This is a genomic window from Corynebacterium felinum (assembly GCF_030408755.1).
Classification (GTDB): domain Bacteria; phylum Actinomycetota; class Actinomycetes; order Mycobacteriales; family Mycobacteriaceae; genus Corynebacterium; species Corynebacterium felinum.
The window spans coordinates 2,356,005-2,378,764 of the sequence record NZ_CP047209.1 but is presented as its reverse complement, the minus strand read 5'-3'; the positions used below and the strand labels follow the sequence as shown (position 1 = coordinate 2,378,764).

The 22,760-nt window shown below is 53.1% G+C and carries 14 protein-coding genes; 9 read left to right on the top strand and 5 right to left on the bottom strand.

What is annotated here, in order from left to right; translation table 11 throughout:
* Positions 1-2 precede the first annotated feature (2 nt).
* The 4 genes from CFELI_RS10055 to CFELI_RS10040 form a co-directional block, all read right to left on the bottom strand.
* The gene (locus tag CFELI_RS10055; protein ID WP_290258998.1) at positions 3-1,550 is read right to left on the bottom strand and encodes an alkaline phosphatase D family protein; all 1,548 of its coding nucleotides are present in this window, start codon (positions 1,548-1,550) and stop codon (positions 3-5) included.
* A 190-nt stretch (positions 1,551-1,740) separates the two neighbouring features.
* Entirely contained in the window at positions 1,741-5,052 is a 3,312-nt protein-coding gene (locus tag CFELI_RS10050) for a UvrD-helicase domain-containing protein (protein ID WP_277104302.1), read from the bottom strand.
* Complete coding sequence (locus tag CFELI_RS10045) at positions 5,049-7,853, bottom strand: PD-(D/E)XK nuclease family protein (RefSeq protein ID WP_290258997.1); 2,805 nt, start codon at positions 7,851-7,853, stop codon at positions 5,049-5,051. Before CFELI_RS10045 ends, CFELI_RS10050 begins: the two co-directional genes overlap by 4 nt.
* A 356-nt stretch (positions 7,854-8,209) precedes the next feature.
* Positions 8,210-8,806 (bottom strand): Rossmann-fold NAD(P)-binding domain-containing protein, encoded by a 597-nt coding sequence (locus tag CFELI_RS10040; RefSeq protein ID WP_277104304.1) that lies wholly within the window; start codon positions 8,804-8,806, stop codon positions 8,210-8,212.
* A gap of 660 nt (positions 8,807-9,466) precedes the next feature.
* Between CFELI_RS10040 and CFELI_RS10035 the strand changes: the two genes are divergently transcribed.
* The 8 genes from CFELI_RS10035 (at position 9,467) to CFELI_RS10000 (ending at position 19,077) form a co-directional block, all read left to right on the top strand.
* The gene (locus CFELI_RS10035; protein ID WP_277104305.1) at positions 9,467-10,441 is read left to right on the top strand and encodes a PIG-L deacetylase family protein; all 975 of its coding nucleotides are present in this window, start codon (positions 9,467-9,469) and stop codon (positions 10,439-10,441) included.
* A gap of 19 nt (positions 10,442-10,460) precedes the next feature.
* Positions 10,461-11,330, top strand: a complete 870-nt coding sequence (locus CFELI_RS10030; protein WP_277104306.1) for an ATP-grasp domain-containing protein — start codon at positions 10,461-10,463, stop codon at positions 11,328-11,330.
* Entirely contained in the window at positions 11,330-12,658 is a 1,329-nt protein-coding gene (locus CFELI_RS10025) for a glycosyltransferase family 2 protein (RefSeq protein ID WP_277104307.1), read from the top strand. Before CFELI_RS10030 ends, CFELI_RS10025 begins: the two co-directional genes overlap by 1 nt.
* 31 nt (positions 12,659-12,689) lie before the next feature.
* The gene (locus CFELI_RS10020) at positions 12,690-13,790 is read left to right on the top strand and encodes a hypothetical protein (RefSeq protein ID WP_277104308.1); all 1,101 of its coding nucleotides are present in this window, start codon (positions 12,690-12,692) and stop codon (positions 13,788-13,790) included.
* Between the two features lie 184 nt (positions 13,791-13,974).
* Positions 13,975-15,870, top strand: coding sequence for a hypothetical protein (locus tag CFELI_RS10015; protein WP_277104309.1), 1,896 nt, complete (start codon positions 13,975-13,977; stop codon positions 15,868-15,870).
* A gap of 648 nt (positions 15,871-16,518) precedes the next feature.
* A complete protein-coding gene (relB, locus tag CFELI_RS10010; RefSeq protein ID WP_277104310.1) occupies positions 16,519-16,755 on the top strand; it encodes a type II toxin-antitoxin system RelB family antitoxin in 237 nt (78 codons plus the stop codon).
* 121 nt (positions 16,756-16,876) lie between these two features.
* On the top strand, positions 16,877-17,014 hold the full coding sequence (locus CFELI_RS10005; protein ID WP_277104318.1) for a type II toxin-antitoxin system RelE family toxin: 138 nt from the start codon (positions 16,877-16,879) through the stop codon (positions 17,012-17,014).
* A gap of 752 nt (positions 17,015-17,766) precedes the next feature.
* Positions 17,767-19,077: an amidase family protein gene (locus CFELI_RS10000; protein WP_277104311.1), complete on the top strand. Its 1,311-nt coding sequence runs from the start codon at positions 17,767-17,769 to the stop codon at positions 19,075-19,077.
* A 69-nt stretch (positions 19,078-19,146) separates the two neighbouring features.
* Here the strand turns inward: CFELI_RS10000 and CFELI_RS09995 are convergent, their stop codons facing one another.
* The gene (locus CFELI_RS09995) at positions 19,147-21,075 is read right to left on the bottom strand and encodes a solute carrier family 23 protein (protein ID WP_277104312.1); all 1,929 of its coding nucleotides are present in this window, start codon (positions 21,073-21,075) and stop codon (positions 19,147-19,149) included.
* A gap of 451 nt (positions 21,076-21,526) precedes the next feature.
* Between CFELI_RS09995 and CFELI_RS09990 the strand changes: the two genes are divergently transcribed.
* On the top strand, positions 21,527-22,627 hold the full coding sequence (locus tag CFELI_RS09990; RefSeq protein ID WP_277104313.1) for a trypsin-like serine protease: 1,101 nt from the start codon (positions 21,527-21,529) through the stop codon (positions 22,625-22,627).
* Positions 22,628-22,760 lie beyond the last annotated feature (133 nt).

The following is a 22,760-nucleotide window of genomic DNA, read 5'->3' as shown; positions in this document are numbered from 1 at the left end:
GATCAGGGGTGCAGTGTGTGGCCGTCGTAACGCATCTGCGCTGCGACGGTCACAGCGCTTTGCGGATCTGCCTTATTAGCAACCCTCAGCCACGCCATTTCCACCCAATTTTTGGTGATCGTGGCAATGCAATAGCCATGCGCATCCAACTGCACATGCTTGACATGGTTATTAGCCTGCATAATATGCTGCTGCGCGGTCGTCGACAACGGATTAAACTCCGGCAAGAACAAATAATCATCCACATTCATCGCCGACACCGATGTACACACCATTTCCGCAGCCACCACCGCATCATTGTGCACAATCTCATTGCCCCACTCCGAATGAATATCGCCGGTAAAAAACACCGTCCGCGAATCCAAACTGCTGAGCATACTTAACAACCGCTCCCGATCACTGGTGTAGCCATCCCACTGATCACTCATCACCGGGGTGCGCACATCATGGCCAATCATCTCCTGCAGCGCAGTACGCACCTCATGGGGGACTGCCACCAACTCCAGCTTCGCCAACATCACCGAATTACCCACCAGCCGCCAGCTCGCAGTCGACGTAGCAATCTGGCGCTCAAGCCAAGCAAACTGCTCCCCACCCATCACATCAGGGGCATTCGTACCAGTCAACCACCGAATATCGCCATAAGAAGCACGGTAGCTGCGCAAATCCAACATCACCAGCTCAGCTAACTGCCCAAAATTCAATCGGCGATACAAATGTCCGCCTTCCGAAGGGTTCCCTGCACGCAAGGGCTGCCACTCAAAATAGGCTTGCATTGCGTTACGACGTCGCAGGGAATAATCCCCCTCATGCGGCTGATGATTCTTCGCCCCATCCCGATACGCATTATCCGCAATCTCATGATCGTCCCATGTCACCACCCAGGGCACCGCCGCATGAGCAGCCTGCAAATCAGGATCTGTGCGATAGGTCCCATACCGCAGCCGATAATCAGCAAGACTCACCGTTTCCCACGGGGGCTGGTGCGCACGCACAGCACCCAATTTACCCGCCATTTTCCCGCGCTCATATTCATAAATATAATCGCCCACATGGATCGCAATATCGATCAGCCCCGCCTGCGCCCTTTCCGCTAAATCCCGATAGGCCGAAAAATAGCCCGATTCCCAATTAGCACAACTACACACTGCGATACGCAATTGCTCCACATCCGCATTCGCCGCCGGCGCGGTGCGGGTACGCCCAATGGGTGAAACCTGACCTAAAGCATGAAAGCGATAAAAATACAGGGTATCTGGCTCTAAGGTGAAAGGATCAACGTGCACCGTATGATCCGAAGCGCTAGTAGCCACAGTATCCCCTGAAGCCACAACGCTACTAAAGTCGAGATCGCGGGCAATCTCCCAGCGTACCGGCACATCCGGGCCACGGCCTGAGCCGGGGAAGGCATCCGGCTCAGGGGTGATGCGGGTCCACAGCACCACGCTGGTGGGTAGTGGATCGCCTGATGCTACCCCGTGGCAAAATGCTGCATGGGGTGCGTTTGAGTGATGCTGTTGGGCATCAGCGTTGAAGGCGCGTGTGAACATGCCGCTTGCGCTTGCGAGAGCTGCCGTGCGGAGAAAATTTTTCCTTGAAATAGTACTCATAGTCCCCATTGTCGGCATAATGAGAATTAAATCAAGGAAAATGAAGGAAGTCTCATCGCTATTTCATTACCATTTTATGGTTGCGCATAAAATAATAATTATAGATATTTAAACTTCGCGATTTTCGGTTTTATTGACTCCACTTCTCAGTGCGCACCTCCACACGATCCTGACGTGGGAACAACAACTCAAGGCGATCAATGTCGCCATCAAGAAGCGGTTCGATCACACGGGCATAGAGACGCAGCTGCTGCAAATACGCCCCCACAGTCTGGGCGCTAACCGCCTTATCTGATTTGTAGTCAGCAATCACCCATTTCTCCCCATCCCGATACATCAAGTCAATCACGCCATCGATAACATACATGTGACCACCGAGTTCCTGCTGGCCAAAAACCGGCAATTCGCGGTAATGCTGAGAGCTGAAAGCTTCCTGAATATACGGGCTTGCAAGGAGCGTTTCGACATCGTTGACCAGTTCTTGTACAGCAGAGGTGGCGAGCTCATAGCGCAAAGCCACGGCACGGGCAGCCTCAACAAGATCGGCGTGAGGATCACAGTGTTCCATCAACTCATGCAAGGCATTGCCATAGTTCGTGTCATGGTTTTCCCGCAACGCAGCACCCACAGATGCGAGGTGATCAGACTCGACTGCAGAAAGCAGGGAATCGGCACCTGAATGAGCCAGTTCAGAAGGCGTATGCCGACGTTTTAGATTAGCTCCAGTAAACCAGTGGTCATCAGTGCGATCCACGAATTCACGATGCGTTGTATCGAGTGTGTCGGGGAATTCAAACCCTGAATCGAAGCGAAGATCCTGGGGGATATCCCATTCATCCGGGGAAATAACCTGATCCAGACCAGCCTGATCGCAGGCATCCCACAGTGGTTTGCCCGCAACCCGCGGATTCTTCAGCGGCGGCTGGCCACAGACAACCAGCACGCTTTCGGCGCGCGTGGCCGCCACATAGAACAAACGAGCATATTCGGCCTCATCGGCAGTAGTGTCATAGGCGGTGACATCAGAAAAACCACTGGTGCGCATATGCCCACCGCAGGAATACTCCACCACACCACTCGACGGGTGGAACCCCTGCTGGGCAGGGATGGTGTTGATGCGATTCTGCAATCCCGCCACAATCACCATGGGGAATTCCCGACCCTTGGAAGCATGAATGGTCAAAATCTTCACAGCATCAAGATCCGCATCAACCGGCTGTGGCTCATTATTACGCTGAACATCCTCGGCCTGCCGATCCGACCACGCAACATATTCCCTTAAACTGCCATGGCAGCTTGAAGTGAAATAGTGCGCTTGTGCTTGGATATAATTTAGGCGTCGTAACGCAGCCACCGGATTGGCGTAGCGTGCCGTGATCACCTGAGCGACCAACAGTTGCTGGCACACAAAACCAATAAAATCACCCACCGGCATCAACGCAGCCTGTTTCCGCAACCGCTCAATCAGCGCAATGCCCTCGCTGATCGGGGAGTCGGGATTATCCGCATGCGAATAAAAATGGTTTCCATCCATGCGCCATTGGGCAAGGTCAGCATCACTAATTCCCAGATACACTGTGCGCAACGCAGCCCCAAGCGCATACTGATCAGCCGGCTCAGCGATCGCACGAATCACCGTGTGTAAATCCACAATCTCTTCAGCCTGATACGCCAGCGAGGAACTCTCCGCCACAAAGGGGATACCCGCCGCAGCACAATGCTGCATTAATGTGCGCGCTGCCGCGTGGGTGCGCACCAGAATCGCTATATCTTTCAACGCGATCGGGGCGCTAGTACCCTTTTTCGTCTGCTTCATCCAGGTGCCTGCAACAGCAGCGCGGATGGTATCTATCACCTCATACGCTTCCTGTTTGCTGCGAGCCGCAGTTGACCCTTCACCAGGGCCTAGGCCTACCCGAAGTGCTGCGGTGTGAGCATTATCAGAGTATGCTTCAAGGGGCTCGAAAGGAACTACACCAGGGGCGAGCGCAGGATCTTCAACAGCAGTAATCTTCTCTTCTACCTGAGCAAACCACTCGCCGAATGTGGCATTAACAAAGGAGAGAACTTGGCGAGTCGAACGGAAATTCGTAGTCAACGACACCACATCTGCATCGCCACTGCTGCGGGCACTTAAATACGTATCAATATCGGCCCTGCGGAAACGATAAATCGACTGCTTCGGATCACCCACAGTAAACAACCGGCCAGGCAGCGGTGCGCCACCATTACCACTAATCGCACGCACGATGCGCAACTGCGCGGGGTCCGTATCTTGGAACTCATCAACCAAAATATGGGTGAAACACTCATGCAACGCAGCCCGCACAGGAGGAGTAGTGCACACCAGATCATCAGCGATATAAATCAGATCATGAAATTGCAGGTCCCCAGAATGACGGCGGGTACGGGCATAATCGACCACCACATGCACCAAAACACTGCGAATCACGGCAAGCGGATAGTGAAAAGATGCTGTGACCTGCTGATCCCACTGCTCACATAATGCCTTGATCTCGTCACGCACCGCCTTGCCGGAAGAAAACTCCGGCCAGGCAGCTTTGGTCCCCTTCGATCCTAACTTCGGCTTGCCCAACAACGTAGACACACTGGCAGCATTATCAGTAGCATCAACAATCGCCTCCACCTGTGCAACAAATTCACGCACAACGGGATAAAGCCCGTCCGAATGATCCACGCACGACTGCACGATAGTGCGCAGACGACGGGCGAACACCCGCGCATCATCCACACCGAAATGCACCCGCACCGGCAGTGGCGCTTGAAGGGTAGGGATCAACTCGCCCCAGTTTTCATCCATCCACGCCGCAAGCGAGTAGAAACGCGATGCAGGCTGCCCCGCATCACAGACCACGCGTAGAGCCTGGCTGAATTCACGATCACTCACCTTTCCGCCGGTCAGCGTGGCGGCCTGAAAATTCCCTTGCAAGCCGGCAGAGATCGCGTCCGATACCTTCTCACGCAACACCCGCTCATGCTTGGCGCCAGCGAATTCATCCGCGATACTCATAATCGGTGGGACGTGGGCTTCCAGCGGATACATGCTGATGATGCGCGCACAAAAAGCATGCAGAGTCTCAATCGCAGCACCTGGCAGATCAACTAAAGCTTGGTGTGCGCGTTGTTGCGCCAGCTGCGGGTCAGGGAATTCGCGAGTTTCCACCGCTGTAGTATGCACACCGTCCTCGGCAATGCTGGTAAACGCTGCACGCAATCGCGCGGTGAGCTCTTCGGCGGCTTTTTCCGTGAACGTAATCGCCGCAATCGAATGCAGACGCACCCCGCGCTCAACAACGAGTGTGATCAACCGGGCAACAAGGAGATGCGTTTTTCCACTGCCTGCTCCTGCTTCGACAAAAAGACACGTATCGACGTCGTGGGTGATGCGCTCTCGAGCCTGGGCGTCGTGCAAAGTGGTCATCGTTTCTCTCCTTGAGGAAAATCAGGTGCGGATTGTTCCACAGCGGCGTACGCTTCTTGCACCGCATTCGCGGCACGCTCATAGTTTTTCGCCCCCAGCCGCAAAATATCAGCAGGTGGCCCAAAGCGTCGCGGCTCCACAACCCGTGGGGCAAACTGCCCTGCACGAATTGCCGCAGCAATACGGTCAAGCTGCGCACACAAAAACTGCTCAGCTGCTTGATCCACGCAACCGCCAACATGGCGATTTTCAGCGGCTTGAACAAACCAAAAATCAACAGCAATATCCTCATTGCAGTGACTTCCTGTAACACCAAAAGGCGCAAGCAGCGCATCCACGCTTCCAGCCGGAAGAGCATGACGAATCACCGCACCATAAATGTGCAGCTGTAATGTCGACAAGCCATCAGTTTTCGTGGGGAAAGACGTATCAAAAGAACCACTTGTTTTAAACGGCTTGCCCGTTTTGTAATCCACCACGCGGATACGCCCAGTTTCTGGGTGGAAATCGATCCGGTCCATCACACCAGTAAAACGCCACGCAGTATCCGAATCGGAGTGAATTGGACCAACTCGCAACGCCCCTTCGCGTTGAGAGGTAGCAAAACGCTGCTCCACAGCAAGAGGAACCCAACCTTGAGACGCATTGGCCTGTTCTTCATCAAACCACGCACACAAAACTGGCTGGGCATGCCGCCACCACAGGAGCTTATCTGCTAAGAGCGCTTCACCAAAGGGGAAGGCCGCAAACTCTGCTTCGGCGATAGCAAACAAATCCTGCCGCGCCTTCACCCAATCAATATCAGCAGCCGAGCAAATCCGCGTACTGTCCAGCTTCCATGTGGTAGTAGTCCACTGCTGGAAAATCGCATGGAAAAGCGTGCCACTGCGGGTGGGTTTGATCTCCTCGCCCTCGCTATCGTTGAGAATGCTCAACCCTAGGACGCTGCGTTGGAAAAACAGCAAAGGGGATTTGAGAAACAAATCCATTGCGGTGGGGGAAAGTTCGCAACCTAAGTCCAACCACTGTGCACCGCCAGGGAAGAAACCATTGTAGGGTTCATCAAGAACTCCCCGTTCGCGGCGGTTAAAAATATCTGCTCGCCAGCGCGCAGGATTGTGCTCCGGGTGCGCTAATGATTCAAGCACACCGCCATGCAGGTGTGAGGCTGAGGGAATGTCATGCCACGATGTTGCATCAGAAGCCAACTCAACAGGCAGCCACGTACTAGGTGCCTGCGCCAGCGGGCCTAAGGAAAGGCCCACCGGTGCACTCATCGTGGTGTTACTCGCGGTGCGACAAACATGATCAAAAATGCGCCGTTGCATATCAATCTCTTCGCTCGGGCTTGAACGACGCTGCTCCCACGTCATTGCCGGATCAGCCGGAACAGCGCGGGGAAGATTATCTGCTGTGGCACCGAGAATAAACAGCTGCTCAAGATCGAGACCGATGAAATCTTCAACAGCACCCACATATAATCCGCCCTGCTCATTGGCGAGGCTTGAGCTGTGGAGGAACTCGCTAACTAATTCTTCGGCCAAATCCGGATCAAAATCAACCGTGAGCTTATCGTAATGGCTCAAAGATTCTAGATGGTGGTCAAACACAGCAACCGCGGCGGATGGGGACAGTTCACACTGTAGGTGGGTGCGCATTAACTCACGTACAGCCTGCGCCCAACTAGCCCAGGAGCGGGACTGGGATAGACGGTGACGATCGTCGAGCAATTGTACAACCCACGCTGCCTCTGTTGACCTAGCAGCTTCAAGATGAAACTGCTCAACAGATGATACCCCTAGCTTGCGGCTTAGAAGATCGAAATTAGCCAGCCGTGGTGTTTTCCCTTCTGTGCTGCGCCAGCGAACGCAACCATAACTTAAAGCCTTGGCCAACATATGCGTAGTGGGCTTGTCTGCTGGGGTGTGTAACAGTGCGTAAAGGGTGGCGAGTGCGGGGTCGTCGATAAGCGTGGTATGCGAAAGCCACGCAAGCGGCAACTGATCGGCAGCTGCCACAAGGTCAGGAATACTGCTGCTTGCACAATACGCCACCCCAATCCGGTGCAGTGGGACCCCACGGTCCAAGGCTTCACGCACACGCCGAATAGTCCCGGTTGCCTCTGCTTGCTCATCGGCATAGCGCACAGAAAGAAAAACTGGGTCCTCAATGCTGGTGAATACTTCTTGAGCCCCGCGTTTTTTTAACTGCTCTAGCAGCATTTTTTCACGAGCTGTGCGCGGAAGAAAATCAACTATAATCACCGGATTTTTCAACGCTGTACTACCGGCATATTCCCACGCTTCCCCCTCAGTCACCCGATCAGGGCGTGCTGCTATAGCAGCAGCAATGCGGGCGACCTCCTGCGGTAAACGCAAAGCGGTGTGGGCTGGTGTGCGCCAGGCCTTGGGTAGCGCAAGCAACCTTGTGACAGCACCGATCAGCCCTTTACGGGTGGCCGGCTGGTGATCGATACCGGCTTCGCGGAACGCACTGTTTTCGCTGTGCAGAAATTGGATAACTTCAGCTGTAATATCAGCCGGCTCAAGCATTCGGCGTGGGGCAAGCTGTGTTGCACTTTGGGCAACAAAGCCCGCCAGCGGCAGGATTGTAACCCCTGCTAATGGGCCAAAAGCTGCGAGCGCACACACGAGCGATTCACGCGCCTTGGGTGCACAAATTATTGTGACGTGTGCGAAGGGGTCGGGATTATCCGCGCGCGCCTGCGCTAGTGCTTCACACACGCGCCGGTAGCGTGCGACAGGCTGCTGTGCGTCTGGGAATTCGCGTGGGGCTTGCACGATCTTTGGCCTTTCGAAGAAAATCACCACAATTGTGATCTGATACGCATCAGATCACTACCGACACATTACCGAAGAACACAGTGCGGCAAACCACGGTTGGGCCGGTAGCGGGAAGAACATCCGTGCACATAGGGTACGAAATGCGAAGAACATACCCCCACAGCATGTTCGAACAATTGTACTAAGAAAGGGGTGTTAAAAAGCCGTTGACTGCGGTGGCAATCACAAGAAAGGAGAAAGGAAATATAAGCCATGCCGCAGTCAACGGTGAAACATAAGTGTACCCCATAATCGCGCAAAAAGATAGAAGTGCTTTTCAGTAGATGAAACATGCCCAGGTCAAGCATGATCAATTAGTAGCGATCGCCCACCTGAAAAACTTTTACTGGCGTGGATTCTTCTATCAAGCAGACCGGAACCTGCGCCAAGGGTGGGGTAGCGCAATGTGGATAGTCCCAAGCGTGGATAACAGCGCCTGAAATCTCCTCGTGGTTTAACCACCGACTGGAATACATGTCGGCAACAGATCCGAGGATCACATGGCGAGTATCTATGTTTCGAGTGCGCAGGCGCTCACTTTTTAAGATGCCAGCAGTGCCCCACACGTGCATGAGCATCCCCTGGGGGTTGATAATAGGCTCGATATGTTTGACTACGGCTGGCCGGTAGGCGGAGTGAATCCAGATTAGTGCCGCATCAACGGTTGTGGTGTGTGCAGCCTGCAGTGCGGCGATGAGTTTTTCAGATATACCGAGGGGATCTTTCCAATTCGCGGGAACTGGAATGTAGTGGGAAGCGTATTGGGCAGGCACTGATAGTCGCTCAGGGGCGCGTGAGACGGAAAACACGGTTGCGCCCCGACTGAGTAGTTCGCGCACTGCTCCTGCCAGCATCGTGGTCGCTCCGATGGTGATAACAGTTAAGGGGGTAGGTGTGTTGGAAGTGTTCATGATCGTGAGAGTAGAGATATTTTTGGTACCAAAACGCGTAAGCTAATTTTAGTGTAGTTACACTGCTACTAAAGGTGGCGTGGGTGGGGGGAGGTAAACATGAGTGTGGGGTTATTTTTGTAAGGTCTGCCTTAGGTGACTTGGGGCGGGGGTAGTGGTTGATCAATAGGATTGACCTCTATGTGCGCGGGGCAAAAACGGGCTTTATGTGGATGTTTATTAGTTTTACACTGTTGATACCTCACGCTTTCTCCTCTTGTGTCTTGGGTGTTCGGGGGTAGTAGCACGGGAGCGGGCACGGGGGATTTGTCGGGGCGTGTCCACAGGTAGCAACTAGGCGTAAAAGCGTAGTTCAGGCGGTATTTTGCAGACCCTGAGGGGGTGGCCGGGCGGGTTTTTTATGAGGAAAAATGATAAAAGTTTCACGAAAATTCCATTGCGCGGAAAAAAATCAGCTTGTTACAATACCGTAACGAAAATCGATCACCCATCAGTAATAAGAAAATACATAAAGTTTTCTCATTAAATACTGCGTAAAATGCCTAAGATTAGCTGAGTTTTCCTTAGTTGTATGGTGTTTTGCTGACGCAAGTATGCTGGTCAGCTGATCGACTGGTCACTGTTGAATCCGGGTAGTTTTTCATAGAGAAAGTTATTTGCATGCTTTTTTATGTCGCGCTGGTAATAGCATTTATGGCATTGTTTATTTACGTGCTCAGTGATCGCGGAACTGCGGTCTTTTTAAAAAACTTTACGTATGCGCGACGTGTTCGTGCCATGGTTCTTTTATGTTTAGCCGTGGTATGCGTATCGCTGATGACCATGGCGGGCATGGCCTATATCCATGAAGCTACTTGGGGGCCGATCGTGGAAGAGGTGGCACTGGCAACGGCCTTTCTTTTACTTGCGGCTATAGTGTTTGTGCTGATTAATCACCGCCGCGCGGTGGTGGCCAAGGCTGAGAAGCCTTTGGTCATTCTCGCGGTGGGGGCGCACCCTGATGATTTGGAAATTGCCTGCGGTGCAACGCTGGCGAAGCTCAGCGATTTCGGCCATCATGTGCATGCACTGGTGATGAGTGATGGTAAGCAGGGCGGGGATAATAAAGTGCGCCCTTTAGAAGCGCGTGCGGGCGCGAGCACCATGGGGGTATTAGATATCGAGGTGTATTCGCTGACTGATACCAGGCTTGCTGAGCACAATATGGACATGGTCAGGATTGTGGAAGGCAAGATTGAGGCGATCAAACCTGATTTGATTTTGACTCATTCCTGCAATGATCAGCATCAAGATCACCAGGCTGTGCATTTCGCGGTGTTGCGGGCGGCACGGAAGTATCCGAGCATTTTGTGCTTCGAGTCGCCTTCGGTGACCAGTAGTTTCAACCCCACTGTGTTTGTTGATATCACTGATTACATTGATGTGAAGGTTGCTGCGGTTGAGCAGCATCGGGATCAAGCATCGAAGCGTTATTTGCGCAGCGATCGGATTCGAGGCATGGCGGTTTTTCGGGGTGCTCAAGGCAAGGTGGAGTTGGCTGAGGGCTTTGAGGTGGTGCGTTTGAAGGATTCGATTGTGGGTCTTTCGAAGATGTCGTCGAAGGTAGTGGACGAAAATTCAGTGAATTTGATTTAGTGGGAGGTTTGTTGTTGTCATGAATATTTTGATTACTGGGGTGGGGGGTCCGGCAGGTAAGGCGTTGGTGAATCAGTTATCCACCACGATGCATAGCGTGGTGGGGGTGGATATGCAGACGGTGGTACCGACACAGGTGGATAGTTTCGAGTTGGTTCCGCCTGCTAGTGATCCGGCGATGGTTGAGCATCTGTCGCGGATTATTAGCAAGTATGGGATTGATTTGGTGATTCCGACGGTGGCTGATGAGCTGGTGCAGATTGCGCACGCGAGTAGTGTGGGTGCTTTTGATCCGGCCACTGTGGTGCTCAGCGAGGAATCGGCTGTGCACAATTGTTTTGACAAGTTTTTGACCATGATTGCGTTGCGCCAGGCGGGTGTGTCGGTGCCGCCTTTTGGTTTGCCCAGTGATTTCCGCAGCGCAGGCGAGGTGTTTGCGACTTTGGGGCCACATATTATTACGAAACCGCGCGTGGCGCGTGGGGGTCGTGGTTTTGCGGTGCATTCGGACCCTGAGACTTTTGATTTGTCTGGGTTTGATGATTCGTTTTTAATTCAGTCTTTTGCCCCTGGTGAGGAGTTTGCCCCCATGGTGTATTTGGGTGATGAGGTGGGGGATGAGACTGTGGCGTTGGTGCGCAAACAGCGTGATAATGTGTGTGATTCTTCGGCGGTTGTTATCCAACCGGTGCCGGTATCAGAGGCATTGGATGTTGCGATGTTGGCGGTGCGCGCGTGTCGGGCGTTGAAGCTTTCAGGCCCGATTGATTTGGATGTGCGTCGTATGGCTGATGGGCGTCCGGTGGTGTTGGAGGTGAATGCGCGTTTTGGTGCGAATAGTGAGTTTGCGCCGGAGATTTTGCAGCGAGTGTTGTGTAGTTACGTCTAATGGGTGCTGAGGGTTTTGCGCTGGCCTCGCTGGTGGCTTTGGCGGTGTTTATTTTTTGGGTGGGTCTTGTCAAGATTGCCTTTTTTCCGTTGAGTGTGTTGTTTGAGTTGCGTTCGTGTATTCGGCGGCGTGATCGTTCGGCGTGGGATCTGAGTCCTTTGGTGAGCATTATCGTGCCGTGCTTTAACGAGGCGCGGGTGCTTCCGGCGTGTGTGCATTCGGTGTTGCGCAGTGAGTATGAGTTTTTTGAGTTGATCATTGTTGATGATGGTTCGACTGATAATACGAAGGAGGTAATGCTGGAGCTGGGGAAGTTGGATAGTCGGATTATTACGATTCATCAGCGCAATGCGGGGAAGGGGGCTGCGTTGAATACGGGTACTGAGTATGCTTCGGGTGAGTTTTTGATGTATGTGGATGCTGATGGGGTGTTTCGTCCGGATACGATTGCGGAGATGCTGCGGGCGTTTCGGCATGCGAAGGTGGGGGCGGTGTGTGGGGATGATCGTCCTGTGAATGTGGATCGGACGTTGACGACTTTGTTGGCGTTGATTTCGCATGTGGGTACGGGGTATGTGCGGCGTGCGTTGGCTGTGGTGCAGTGTTTGCCGGTGGTGAGTGGGAATATTGGGATGTTTCGTCGGAGTGTGCTGCAAGAGACGGGGGTGTTGTTGACGGATTCGTTGGGGGAGGATTTGGAGTTGACGTGGCGGGTGCATCGGGCTGGTTTTCAGGTGGCGTTTGCCCCGCGTGCGATTGTGTATGCGGAGTCGCCGTCGACGTTGCGGGGGTTGTGGCGTCAGCGTGTGCGGTGGGCGCGGGGGTTGATTCAGGCGGTGGTGATTCATCGGGGGATGATTGGGAATCCGCGCTATGGAGTGTTTGGGGTGTTTTTGCTTTTTAATACGTTGAGTATGCTCGTGGTGCCGTTGGCGCAGATTGTTGTGCTTGCGGGTTTGCCTTTTGTGGTGTTTGCTTCGCCTGATTTTTTGCCGACGTCGGTGGTGGGGTGGTTGAGTTTTTTGAGTGTGACTGTGGCGGGGGTGCTTGTTGTGTATGCGCTTGTGTTGAGTCGGGCGTGGGGTGATTTTCGGCATGCGTGGACGTTTCCGCTGTGGCCGATTTATGCGATGTTTATGGGTTTTACGCTGGCGCATGCTTTGTATTTGGAGTTAACGGGTGCGCGGCGGCAGTGGAATAAGTTGGAGCGCACGGGCGCGATTAGTGTGAAGGGTTTGGAAGCAGTCAAGGGGGCAGAGGCAGTCACGGGTGTGGAGGCAGTCAAGGGTGCCGATCCGATTGTGGTGAAGCGGAATCGTTCCGCGTAGCCAAGGGAATGAGGGAAAGAGGGAGGAAGAGGTGCGAAAGTCGGTTGTGCGGAAACTGTTGTTTTTAGCGTTGGTTTTAGTGGCGATAGGTTGTGTGGTTGTGGGGTTGAAGGGGTTGGTGTTGGTGCCTGCGCCACCGGCGGTGCGTGCTGTGAGTTTTGGTTATGAGGATGTGTCTGATGCTGATTTTGATTGGGCGCGGGCTGAGCGGCGTTTGCGTGCAATCAATGCGAATGCTGTGGCGTTGAGTGCGGGCAGGGTGGAGTGGACTCCGTTTATGTGGGAGGAGTTTCCGGATGCGTATTCTGCTGATTCGGCTGTGGCTGAGGATTTGCTTGCTCGCGCGTTGTCGCATGTGGGGGATAGGGAGGTGACGTTGACGATTGATGCGTTTGTTCCGCGTTTGATTGAGGAGGAGCAGGCGTTGGCGGGGGTTGATTCTGCGGGGCGTTCTTCGGAGTTTCAGGCGAGTGCGTCGCAGTTGAGTCATGGGGTTGTGGGGGATCGGTTGGTGGCGTATGCGGTTGCGGTTGCCAGTCGTTATCGCCCTGATTTTGTTGCGTTGTCGGAGTTGCATTTTGATGATTTCACGTTTGGTGATGATGATTTAGCTGATTTTCGCCGCTTTAGTGGGCGTAAGGACTGGCCGCGTCTGAAAGGTGGTCAGATTGATGTGTCTCATGACAGTATTGCGCGGTGGCGTTCGTCGGTGTTGTCGGGGCTGGTTGCGCGGATGCGTGAGGGGTTTCCGCCGGGTGTGGGGTTGGTTGTGGATGTGCGGGCTTCGTGGGATTCGCCGACGGGGGATCGGGCTGAGTCGGGGCATGATTACGAGCAGCTGTTGGCTAGTAGTGAGTTAATTAATGTGTGGAATTATTTTGGTTTGTCTGCTCGGGGTGCTGGTTATACGGATGATTTGGCGCGGGGTTTGAATGCGAGTGTGGGGTCTGGGCGTTATGCGTTGTCGATTGGGTTGTGGGCTGATGATGATCGCACGATTAGTGCACGTGAGTTGTCGCGTGCGCTGCGTCTTGCGGCGAAAGCGGGTGCGCGCAGTGTGTCCGTGACCCCCGCCAGCAAGCTGAGCGAGCAGCACTGGACGGTACTTGAACAAGCGTGGGCGCAGCACTGAGCTTATCGACGCCGTGACTGATCGCAGTGTTAGTGCTGGTGGCGGTTGAATTGATGGTCGGAGCTGTGCCTTGAAAGTGGTGAAGTTCATGGCACCATTTCTGCTGTGGTAGAACAGTTGCCACTTTATGATGTGGTGTATGAGGAAATTACTGTATCGGCTTCGAGCCTTGTTTATTTCAGTCGTGAGCGTTGTTGCTATTTTTGGTATGAGCAGCCAACATGTAGCGGTTGCGGTTGATCCGCCACCTATTCCCATTGTTTTTTCTGACAATACAGCCACCGTGGCTGTGCAAGAGCAGGCTGAAGAGCGCGGGGAAGACGTATCAGATGCTGGCTTTTCCCCTTTCTATACTGCTGATTTCGGTAGTCTGTTGAAAGATAATGTGATTGACCTTGGGCCGGTGAAAATCCCGTGGATTGTGGGCATTGGCATTATGGCTGTGCTGGCCGCGATCGTAGCCGCGATTGTGGGCTTTGTTCGTGGCGGCGCTTCAGGCTCATCGACTCCTATTAAATACGATGCTTTTAGCGATGGCCCGAATGGTACCAAGAAGGTTGAAGGCACTGGTGGCCTGAAGTTCCCTAACCGCAGTATTCAACTTTCTGATCCACAGGCAAAGGTAACTGCGAGTGTGACTTTTGAGAAAGAAGATCAAGAAGCATTTGCCGCTTTGGCTCAGTGGGCGGCTGGTTCGGTCACTGCGATGCCGGTGGATTACACCGCAAGCCCTGAGGTTGCTGCACAGGGTATTACTATTACCCATACTTTCTCCCGGGCAATTCCCGAAGGTGCTGTTTATGGATTCTTGTATTGGGATGAGCAGGATAACATGTGGATTCCTATCGATTCCACGTTAAGTTCTGATAGGAAAACAATCGTCGCGAAGATCGATCACCTCACACGTATTGTGCCGTGGCTACGTTTTCCGCCAGGTTCTGAGAAGGTTCTTCAAGCGATATCAACACCCATAGAAATCCTCGGTGAAGGCACTCAAGCTGTGTGGCGGGACCCTATTGGAGCGACGAAAGAGTTCATGAGCCATCTGGGAACAGGTGCTGAGATTGTCAGCCACGGTTTTCAACTGACGTCAGGTATGCAAGCTGCTGCTCCTGAATGTGACGGGAAAATCCCTGCGTGGGTCAGTGCTCAGCCATCATATTTTGAAGTGAATAGGCATGCACCGGTGAAGTATTGCGCTGGGGGCAGTGATGGTTTGTTGCAAATTAAGGTTGTGAATAGCCGTTCATTCCCGATTCATGTGCATTCGAACGTGAAACCAGTTGATTTCGATACCGGTCTATCGACATGGACGGTTGCGAAAAAACTCTTTCTTGAGTTTCCCGTCGAGCCGCTAAATATTTTCACTACTGATTCCGGTGGGCTGACAGCACCTGGTGGAACGCAGACTCTGTATTTTAGCGAAGAGGATGTACGATCTGCTGGCTCACTTTCGATTAGTACTACTCACCCTAGTTTTGGGGAACAAGTAGCTTTTGTTGCTATGAATGAGCTTATTAAGGAATATCTCGATCTGGATCCGAAGTTAGTAGCGTTGATTGTTGGTGCTCGTTGTGGGGTTGATCTCGGCGAGAAGTATAGCCTAGAGCAGATAGGTTACAGCTCTACCAAATGCGCTGGTGAAATAGCGTCTGTTATGGCAGATTCAATGAAGGAAAATGCAATCAGCCGTCTACAATCCGAAGCAGCGGAAAAAGCGTTAAAATCCAAAGTCTTTTTTCTAAATGCTCTACGCATCGCAACAGGTTTCGGCGCACAATTGACAGCAGATGCACTAGCGGGATTAACAACAACACGCCTGACAATCCCAATCAAATACAAGGATGATCCTGAGCCTTCGCATGTGACGTTTACACAGGATGGATTTATGTCTATTCGGCTAGGTGATCCGGAGCAGAAGGTGAAAGGAATACTGACTTTTGAGCGGTTCGATCCAGGGGCGGGAGCTAATGCTTGTTCGCTTTACAAGAGTTCTGCGCATCCTTACACATGTTGTAGTGAAGAACGGCAGGGTTGCTACTTTTGTAGTGTGGAACTCCTCACAATCCATCAGCATTGATGGTGTTACGATTTTACCAAACGTGCATCAGATGAAGGATCTTAGTGAGCGTTTTGGAGCAGATCGTGTGCGGAAGGAGCGGAGCGGTAACGGAAGGTTCTACGTGGTTACTGCGAAAAACGGTAACTTGATTGGTTTTTATGGGCGAGAACCAAATGATTACGTTAATGGTTTCCGGATTGGGGCAAGTGTTGAGAATGCTCTCTACGAGATTTGCTCAAGTATTTAAGGTCTAGTGGTTGAGTGCTTCGAATGAAAAAGAAGCACTCAACCACCTTTTTATTCCCGACTTGTGACATTTTAGTCAGGTTTTGAATTGTTGTTGAGTAGTCTGGAGATTTCTGGCGGTATTGGTGTGTCGATAGATCCCATCCAGAAGGAGTATCGCTGCAACTGCGATTGACATAATCCGTCCACAAAGGGGACGCGCTATGAACATTCGGCTCTCAATGAAGAACTACTCAACAACGTAATGGGCGTTGGGGGTATGGCGGTATGCACAAGGAAAATCCCAAGTGGCGTAGGGGGAATCGATCATCGGTTGGGTTCAGCACTGTGTGGCAACCACTAGTGCGAAGCTCTTCTGGGAATATTTCGCCCTGTTGTATGGGCTAGACAAACTGATACCCATGTTGTAAACATGTTTACATGAGTGGTGCGGTGATTAGCTTGCGTGTGGATGCGCGGCAGAAGGAGCGTCTTGATGCACTTGCATTGAAGACTGGTAGGTCTGGGGCTTTTTATCTTCGAAAAGCTTTGGACGCTTACCTGGACCAGCTTGAGTATATTTATGAACTTGAGACAGAAGCAGAGGCGGCTCGTAAAGGTGAGCTGGAGACAATTTCTCTTGAAGATCTAGAGGATGAGTGTGGTTTGGTCGATTAATTTCACTCCACGTGCTGCCAAATCGTTTCGAAAGTTGGACAAGCCCGTCCAAAAGCAGATAAGTAAGTTTCTCCGCGAGGTTGCAGCATGAGAAGATCCCCGAGTTCGGGGTAAAGGCCTAATCGGAGACAAATCTGGCTTGTGGAGATGGCGAGTGGGGGACTATCGGGTGGTTGCCTCATTCCATGAAGCTGGTGTGATTGTCAATGTTGTTGACGTGGGGCATCGCCGCGACATCATACCTTTAAGTGAAAAATAGCATCGTAGGGGCAGCGCATCAGGGTTGAACCCCAGTTTTTATGAGCAGTATCGCAACCAAACCACAATGCTTTCCCCCACCCCATGAAAAATCCCGAGGTGAGGTACTGAGGTTTTTTGTGGCCCAGGGCGGTGTGCGACACGGTGTGGTAGAAACTTGATAACCCGCGCTTGTATGGGTTGTTGTATTCCGCGATTTTATGCAGGATTGTTCCAACGCGGCACTGTCACGTTCTTTCTGAGCTGAAGAATGAGTGCGATTCGAGAAGAGCGTCGATAACTGGGAAGGATGCCACGCTGTGTCGATACTTCCGATAAAGCTTAAATGGCTTGATAGATCCGATACTTGTGCTTCGCTGGCTTATTGCTAACTCGACCTTTACGCACAGAAGGGGTGATTTCAGGCGTGTGGGCGGAAGAAAAGTCGAGCAACGTCGATTGAGGTGATGTTGGGGCGTTGATACGCGCGGGCGAGAACAGGCGCACACTCGACCTTTGCCCGTTGAAGGTCGCGTTTTGGGAGTGCGGGAGGCGGAAAAGTCGAGTAGTGCGGATGGGGTGAGAGGGCGTCGATACGCGCGGGTGAAGCCAGCTCGACCTTTGTGCGTTAACGGGGTGCTGGTGTGTGGGTGGGAGGTGGAAAAGTCGAGTAGCGCGCTTAGGGTGGGGGAATGCTGCGTGCGCACAAGTAGGCGCGGGCTGGTTGGGCTGAAAGTGGGGTCAGGTGCGCCTTGGGCTTGCTACATTGACACAATGACATCTTTTTCCACTATGGACGCCACCGCGTGGGCAGGCACAGACAACGCCGAAGCAGGCGTGCGTTACTGTCTTGAGAAAATCCAGCAACTCGACCCCACACTGCGCGCATTCGAGCGCGTCTTCGCCGACGCCGCCATTGCGCGGGCACGTGAGCTCGACGCCATGCCCGCTGACATGCGCGGGCGACTTCACGGTGTGCCGATCGCGATCAAAGCGGAAAATGATATCGCAGGCATCCCCACCAGCTACGGCACGCGGGCAAACACTGACCCATGTGCGACCGACAGTGCGCTGGTTGCACGGTTGCGCGCGGCGGGGGCGATCATTATCGGCACCACCCGCATGCCGGAATGCGGGGCGTGGCCGTTTACCGAATCGGAACATTCCGGGATTACCCGCAACCCGCTCAACCTGCAGTTTTCGCCCGGCGGTTCGTCGGGCGGGACGGCCGCAGCGGTCGCGGCAGGCATGGTGCCGGTTGCGATCGGCGGGGATGGGGGCGGGTCGATCCGAATCCCCGCCGCCTGCTGCGGGCTGTTCGGGATTAAACCGCAGCGTGGGCGCATTAGCTGCGACCCGCACCCGCACCTGTGGCACGATCTGGGGGTGACAGGTCCGCTTGCCCGCAGCGCGCGCGACCTTGCGCTCATCCTCGCAGTGCTTGCCGACGACGCCACCACCATGCGCACCGGACACACAGAAAACCTCGTGGTTGGTCTTTCAACCGCAAGCGGGCTTCCAGGAATCACCCCACCGGACAGTCACGTACGGGCAGCACAAACCGCAGCCCAACTACTAGGGGCCGTGACAGACATTCAACTTCCCACCCCAGCAGACGCCTTCTTGCCCCAATACTTCGGCGGGATCAGCGACGAATTCAGCCGATTCAACCAGCCTGAAAAACTCGAAAGACGCACCCAGCACCTAGGCCGCATCGGCACGATCATCGGGCAGCGCGGAATCACCTGGGCGAAAAAGCGTGGGAAACACTACCAACGTGTACTCAACGATATTTTCACCACCGTTGACGTCATCATCACACCCACCATTGGGGCACGCCCCGCACCCGCCGGAATCTTGACCAAGAAAAACGCCCTCACCGCCCAATACGCCGCCGCGCCCTATGCCGCCTACACCTCATTATTCAATGTCACAGGCCACCCAGCGATCGCAGTTCCCGTCGGCATCGACACCCAAGACAAGCTGCCGGTCTCCATCCACATCGCAGGAAAAGAACACCACGAAACCCAACTCATTGAACTAGCACACATAATCCACCAGCACCTGCATGCCCACCAATGGTAAAAGGCAAGGAAGACACGTGTTCTTCCCTGCCTTTTTATAAGCACGCGTTCTTTTTATGTGGGGGAGAAGCTACTCCACCTCAGTAAACTTCCGATCCCACGCCGAACGCACCGGGTTGGCATCAGCAAGCAGAATATCGAAACGATCGTTGGCAATCTCCACGATCTCCGTGAGCAACACACGCTTTTCCTGCTGATCCGAATTCGACAAACGGCGCACACCCGACTCAATAATAGAATCCACCGTGTCATTCGTAGACAAATACGCCACAAACGGCAGGCCAAAACGCTCACGGTACGCAGCCGAAATATCCAGGATGCGCTCGCGTTCGACGTCGTCAAGCTCATCAAGCCCAATCGAGCCGCGATCAGCAGAAATCGCGTGGGCGGAATCGGCGTCGGCAAGCACAAGCGTTGCCATATCCGGATAATCTTCAATCAACGCAAACTTACGCTCATCCGACGCCGTGAGCACCGCCACCTGAATCGCCTCACGCAACTGGTTGACATCAGCAAACGGACGCGCCTCCCACGCACTCTCCAACGGCCATGTCTGCTGATTAAACAGAGGACGTAACGTCGCCACAAACTCATCACGACCCATCGCATTAATCTGCTCCAAACTCACCCCACCCGCAGCAGTACGCGCAACATCAGAACCAGACTGACGACCAATATGGAAAAACACAATATTCAACACAATCGCAGTCAGCGCACCAATCGACATGCCCGAAGAAACAAAAATACGCGACCACTCAGGCAACGCATCCGCAATGGAGGGCTTAAACGTGACCAACATAGCCAACCCCAGCGCAGTAGTGACAATCACCGCATTCCGATTGTCATTCAAATCAGCCTTCGCAATAGTCTGCAACCCCACCCACGCAACAGTGGCAAACATCGCCAACGACGCACCACCCAACACCGGGTGCGGAATCGACGCCACCACAGCACCAGCTTTAGGCAACAAACCCAACACAATCATGAAACCCGCCGCAGCCGCAGCAACCCACCGCGACTTCACATTCGTAATACGCACCAAACCCACGTTCTGCGCAAAACACGTATACGGGAAAGAATTCATCACACCACCTAAAAAGGTGGACAAACCATCCGCGCGAAGAGCACGCTTAATATCATTACGACGAATCCGCTTCTTCACAATCTCGCCAGTAGCAAACACATCGCCAGTAGTCTCCACCATCGTAATAATCATCACGATAACCATGGAGAAAATCGCAGCAACATTAAACTGCGGAACACCAAAATAAAACGGCGTCGTAATACCCACAGCACTCGCCTCACCCACAGCATCCAAAGAAGCATCGCCTAAAATAAGCGCAGTCACAGTGCCCACAACCAAGCCCATCAACACAGCCAACGTGCCCAAAAAGCCCTTAAAGAAACGCTGCGCCAACACAATAATCAACAACGTGCCGCCCGCATAGCCAAGATCCTTCAACGCCGGCGTGCCGGAAGCATAATTCGTAAAATCATTCGCCGACACCACCAGCAACGACGTACCCATCACCAGCAACACCGAACCAGTGACAACAGGAGGGAAGAACTTCAAGAAACGCGCAAAAACTGGAGTAGCGAAAAACGTAAACAAACCAGCAACAATCACCGCACCATACACAGTCGGCAGCGATTCAACACCACCCTTGCCATCAGTAACCCCCATACCAATCGCAATAATCGGCGCAACCGCAGTGGTAGTCACACCCTGAATAATCGGCAAACGCACACCAACATGCCGACCCACACCCACAACCTGAATCAACGTCGCAATACCACACGTCAGCAGATCAGCATTAATAAGGTGAATCGTTGTTTCAGTATCAAGATTCAAACTACCCGCAATCAGCAGCGGCACAATCACCGCACCCGCATAAAACGCGAGCACATGCTGCAAACCCAAAGCTACAAGTTTTGGGGCGGGAGGAACGTGATCAACGGGATGTCGGACCGGGACTGGATGAACTGTGGCGGAAGCCATAGGCGATACTCCTTCGCTGGCAAAGGCTAAAAAAAGAAACAAGCAGGATCTTTTTAAACATATCCTTTTACCCCACGCAAAAGCCAAGAAGAGAAACACACACCCAACAACACACGCCAAAGCACAACACAACCCAGGCCACTGCGAAAGCACAGCGTGGGCAACCAAGCAGTCGGAAAAGTAATGAGCACCAGGGTAGGAGCGTGTGAGTAAGTAGCGCGTTGTGGTGTGCGCGGTGGACTATTGGGAATGAGATGCAATTAACACCTCTGGAATGATAGGACTGTGACGAACCACCAATAAAATTAGGGAATAAATCAGATCCCACTCAGGTTGTACATATGTGTAAGGCGTGATGTATTCAAGCCCCAACCAAACCCCCTGTGCCTAAAAGTGTGGATCACACCAGCTAACTTTTTAAGCCCTACAACAACATATAAGGAGAATGTTCGTGAGAAAAGTACTCACAACCCTAGTAACTGCCACAGCCTGCACCCTCGCTGGGCTTGCCCCAGCACAGGCCATGGTCGGTGGCACAGAAGTTCCCGACAATGAGGAATGGGCCAAAGCAGTAGTCCAAATCGACGCCTGCACCGGCACAATCATTGACCCCCACTGGGTACTCACCGCACGCCACTGCACGGAAGTGGCCGATACGACCCGATCAGTAATGACCGGATTCAACCGGCCATTTAAAGACCATGCTGATTCTCGCACCTATAAAGCTGAAAAAGCAGTCTACGCCCCCTACGGTGATATTGCCTTGGTGTATGTGCCCGACTACATGGAGCTTGCACACTACCCGAAAATCCGCACCGCCGATGTGGAGTTTAGGACCAAGGGAAAAATCTACGGCTGGGGCAACGGCACCATGAACCGATTGAAGTACGCCGAGATTGCCGCAGGAAAATATGATTACTCCGGCCACATTTGGAATAAGCAAACCCTTGAGGTGCAGTACCTTGGTGATGCAGTTGCTGGCCGTGGCGACTCCGGCGGATCGCTGTTTATTAATGGGGAAGTCTCAGGTGTGGTGTCCCACTTCGGTTTTGGTAACCGCCAATTCATCCACCTAGCACCACTAAACCCCCATTTGGAGTGGATTAACCAAACCATCAAATCAGTGCCCAACGGTGCAACACCACCTAAGGCTAAAGAGGAAGCACCTACTTTAGACACAGCAGAAGACCATGCCCCGTCGAGCACCGATGCACCTGTTATCCCACCGGCACCAGAAATGCCGGAAATAACAGAAGTACCCAATACCCCGGCACCTGAAATTCCAGAGGTTAAGCCAAACACGCAAGAAAAACCACTGGAAAACCAAGACCCAGAACAAACTGAGGCACAGCCTGAGCCACAACCTGAGGCTGAACCCAATGTAAAACCAGAAGCGACTCCTGAGGCCGACCCGGACAAGTCAGAAGAACGCACTCCACAACAGCCGGAAGCTCCCACCACCTGGTGGCGCACGCTGATCATTACAGTCAGCTCCATTTTCTCCGCACTTGGACTCGGCGCACTAGTGGCATGGCTCAGCGGCCTGCGCTAAACCGCTAAAAATATCCCCCGCACTGTAAAAATGCGGGGGATAGCCGTAACTAGCAGCACAAACATCACCGTGCTGCGCCATTTTTACCTCCTGCGGGAGGAGCAAGCGCTGCGTTGCGTATCGGGCTTGGTGG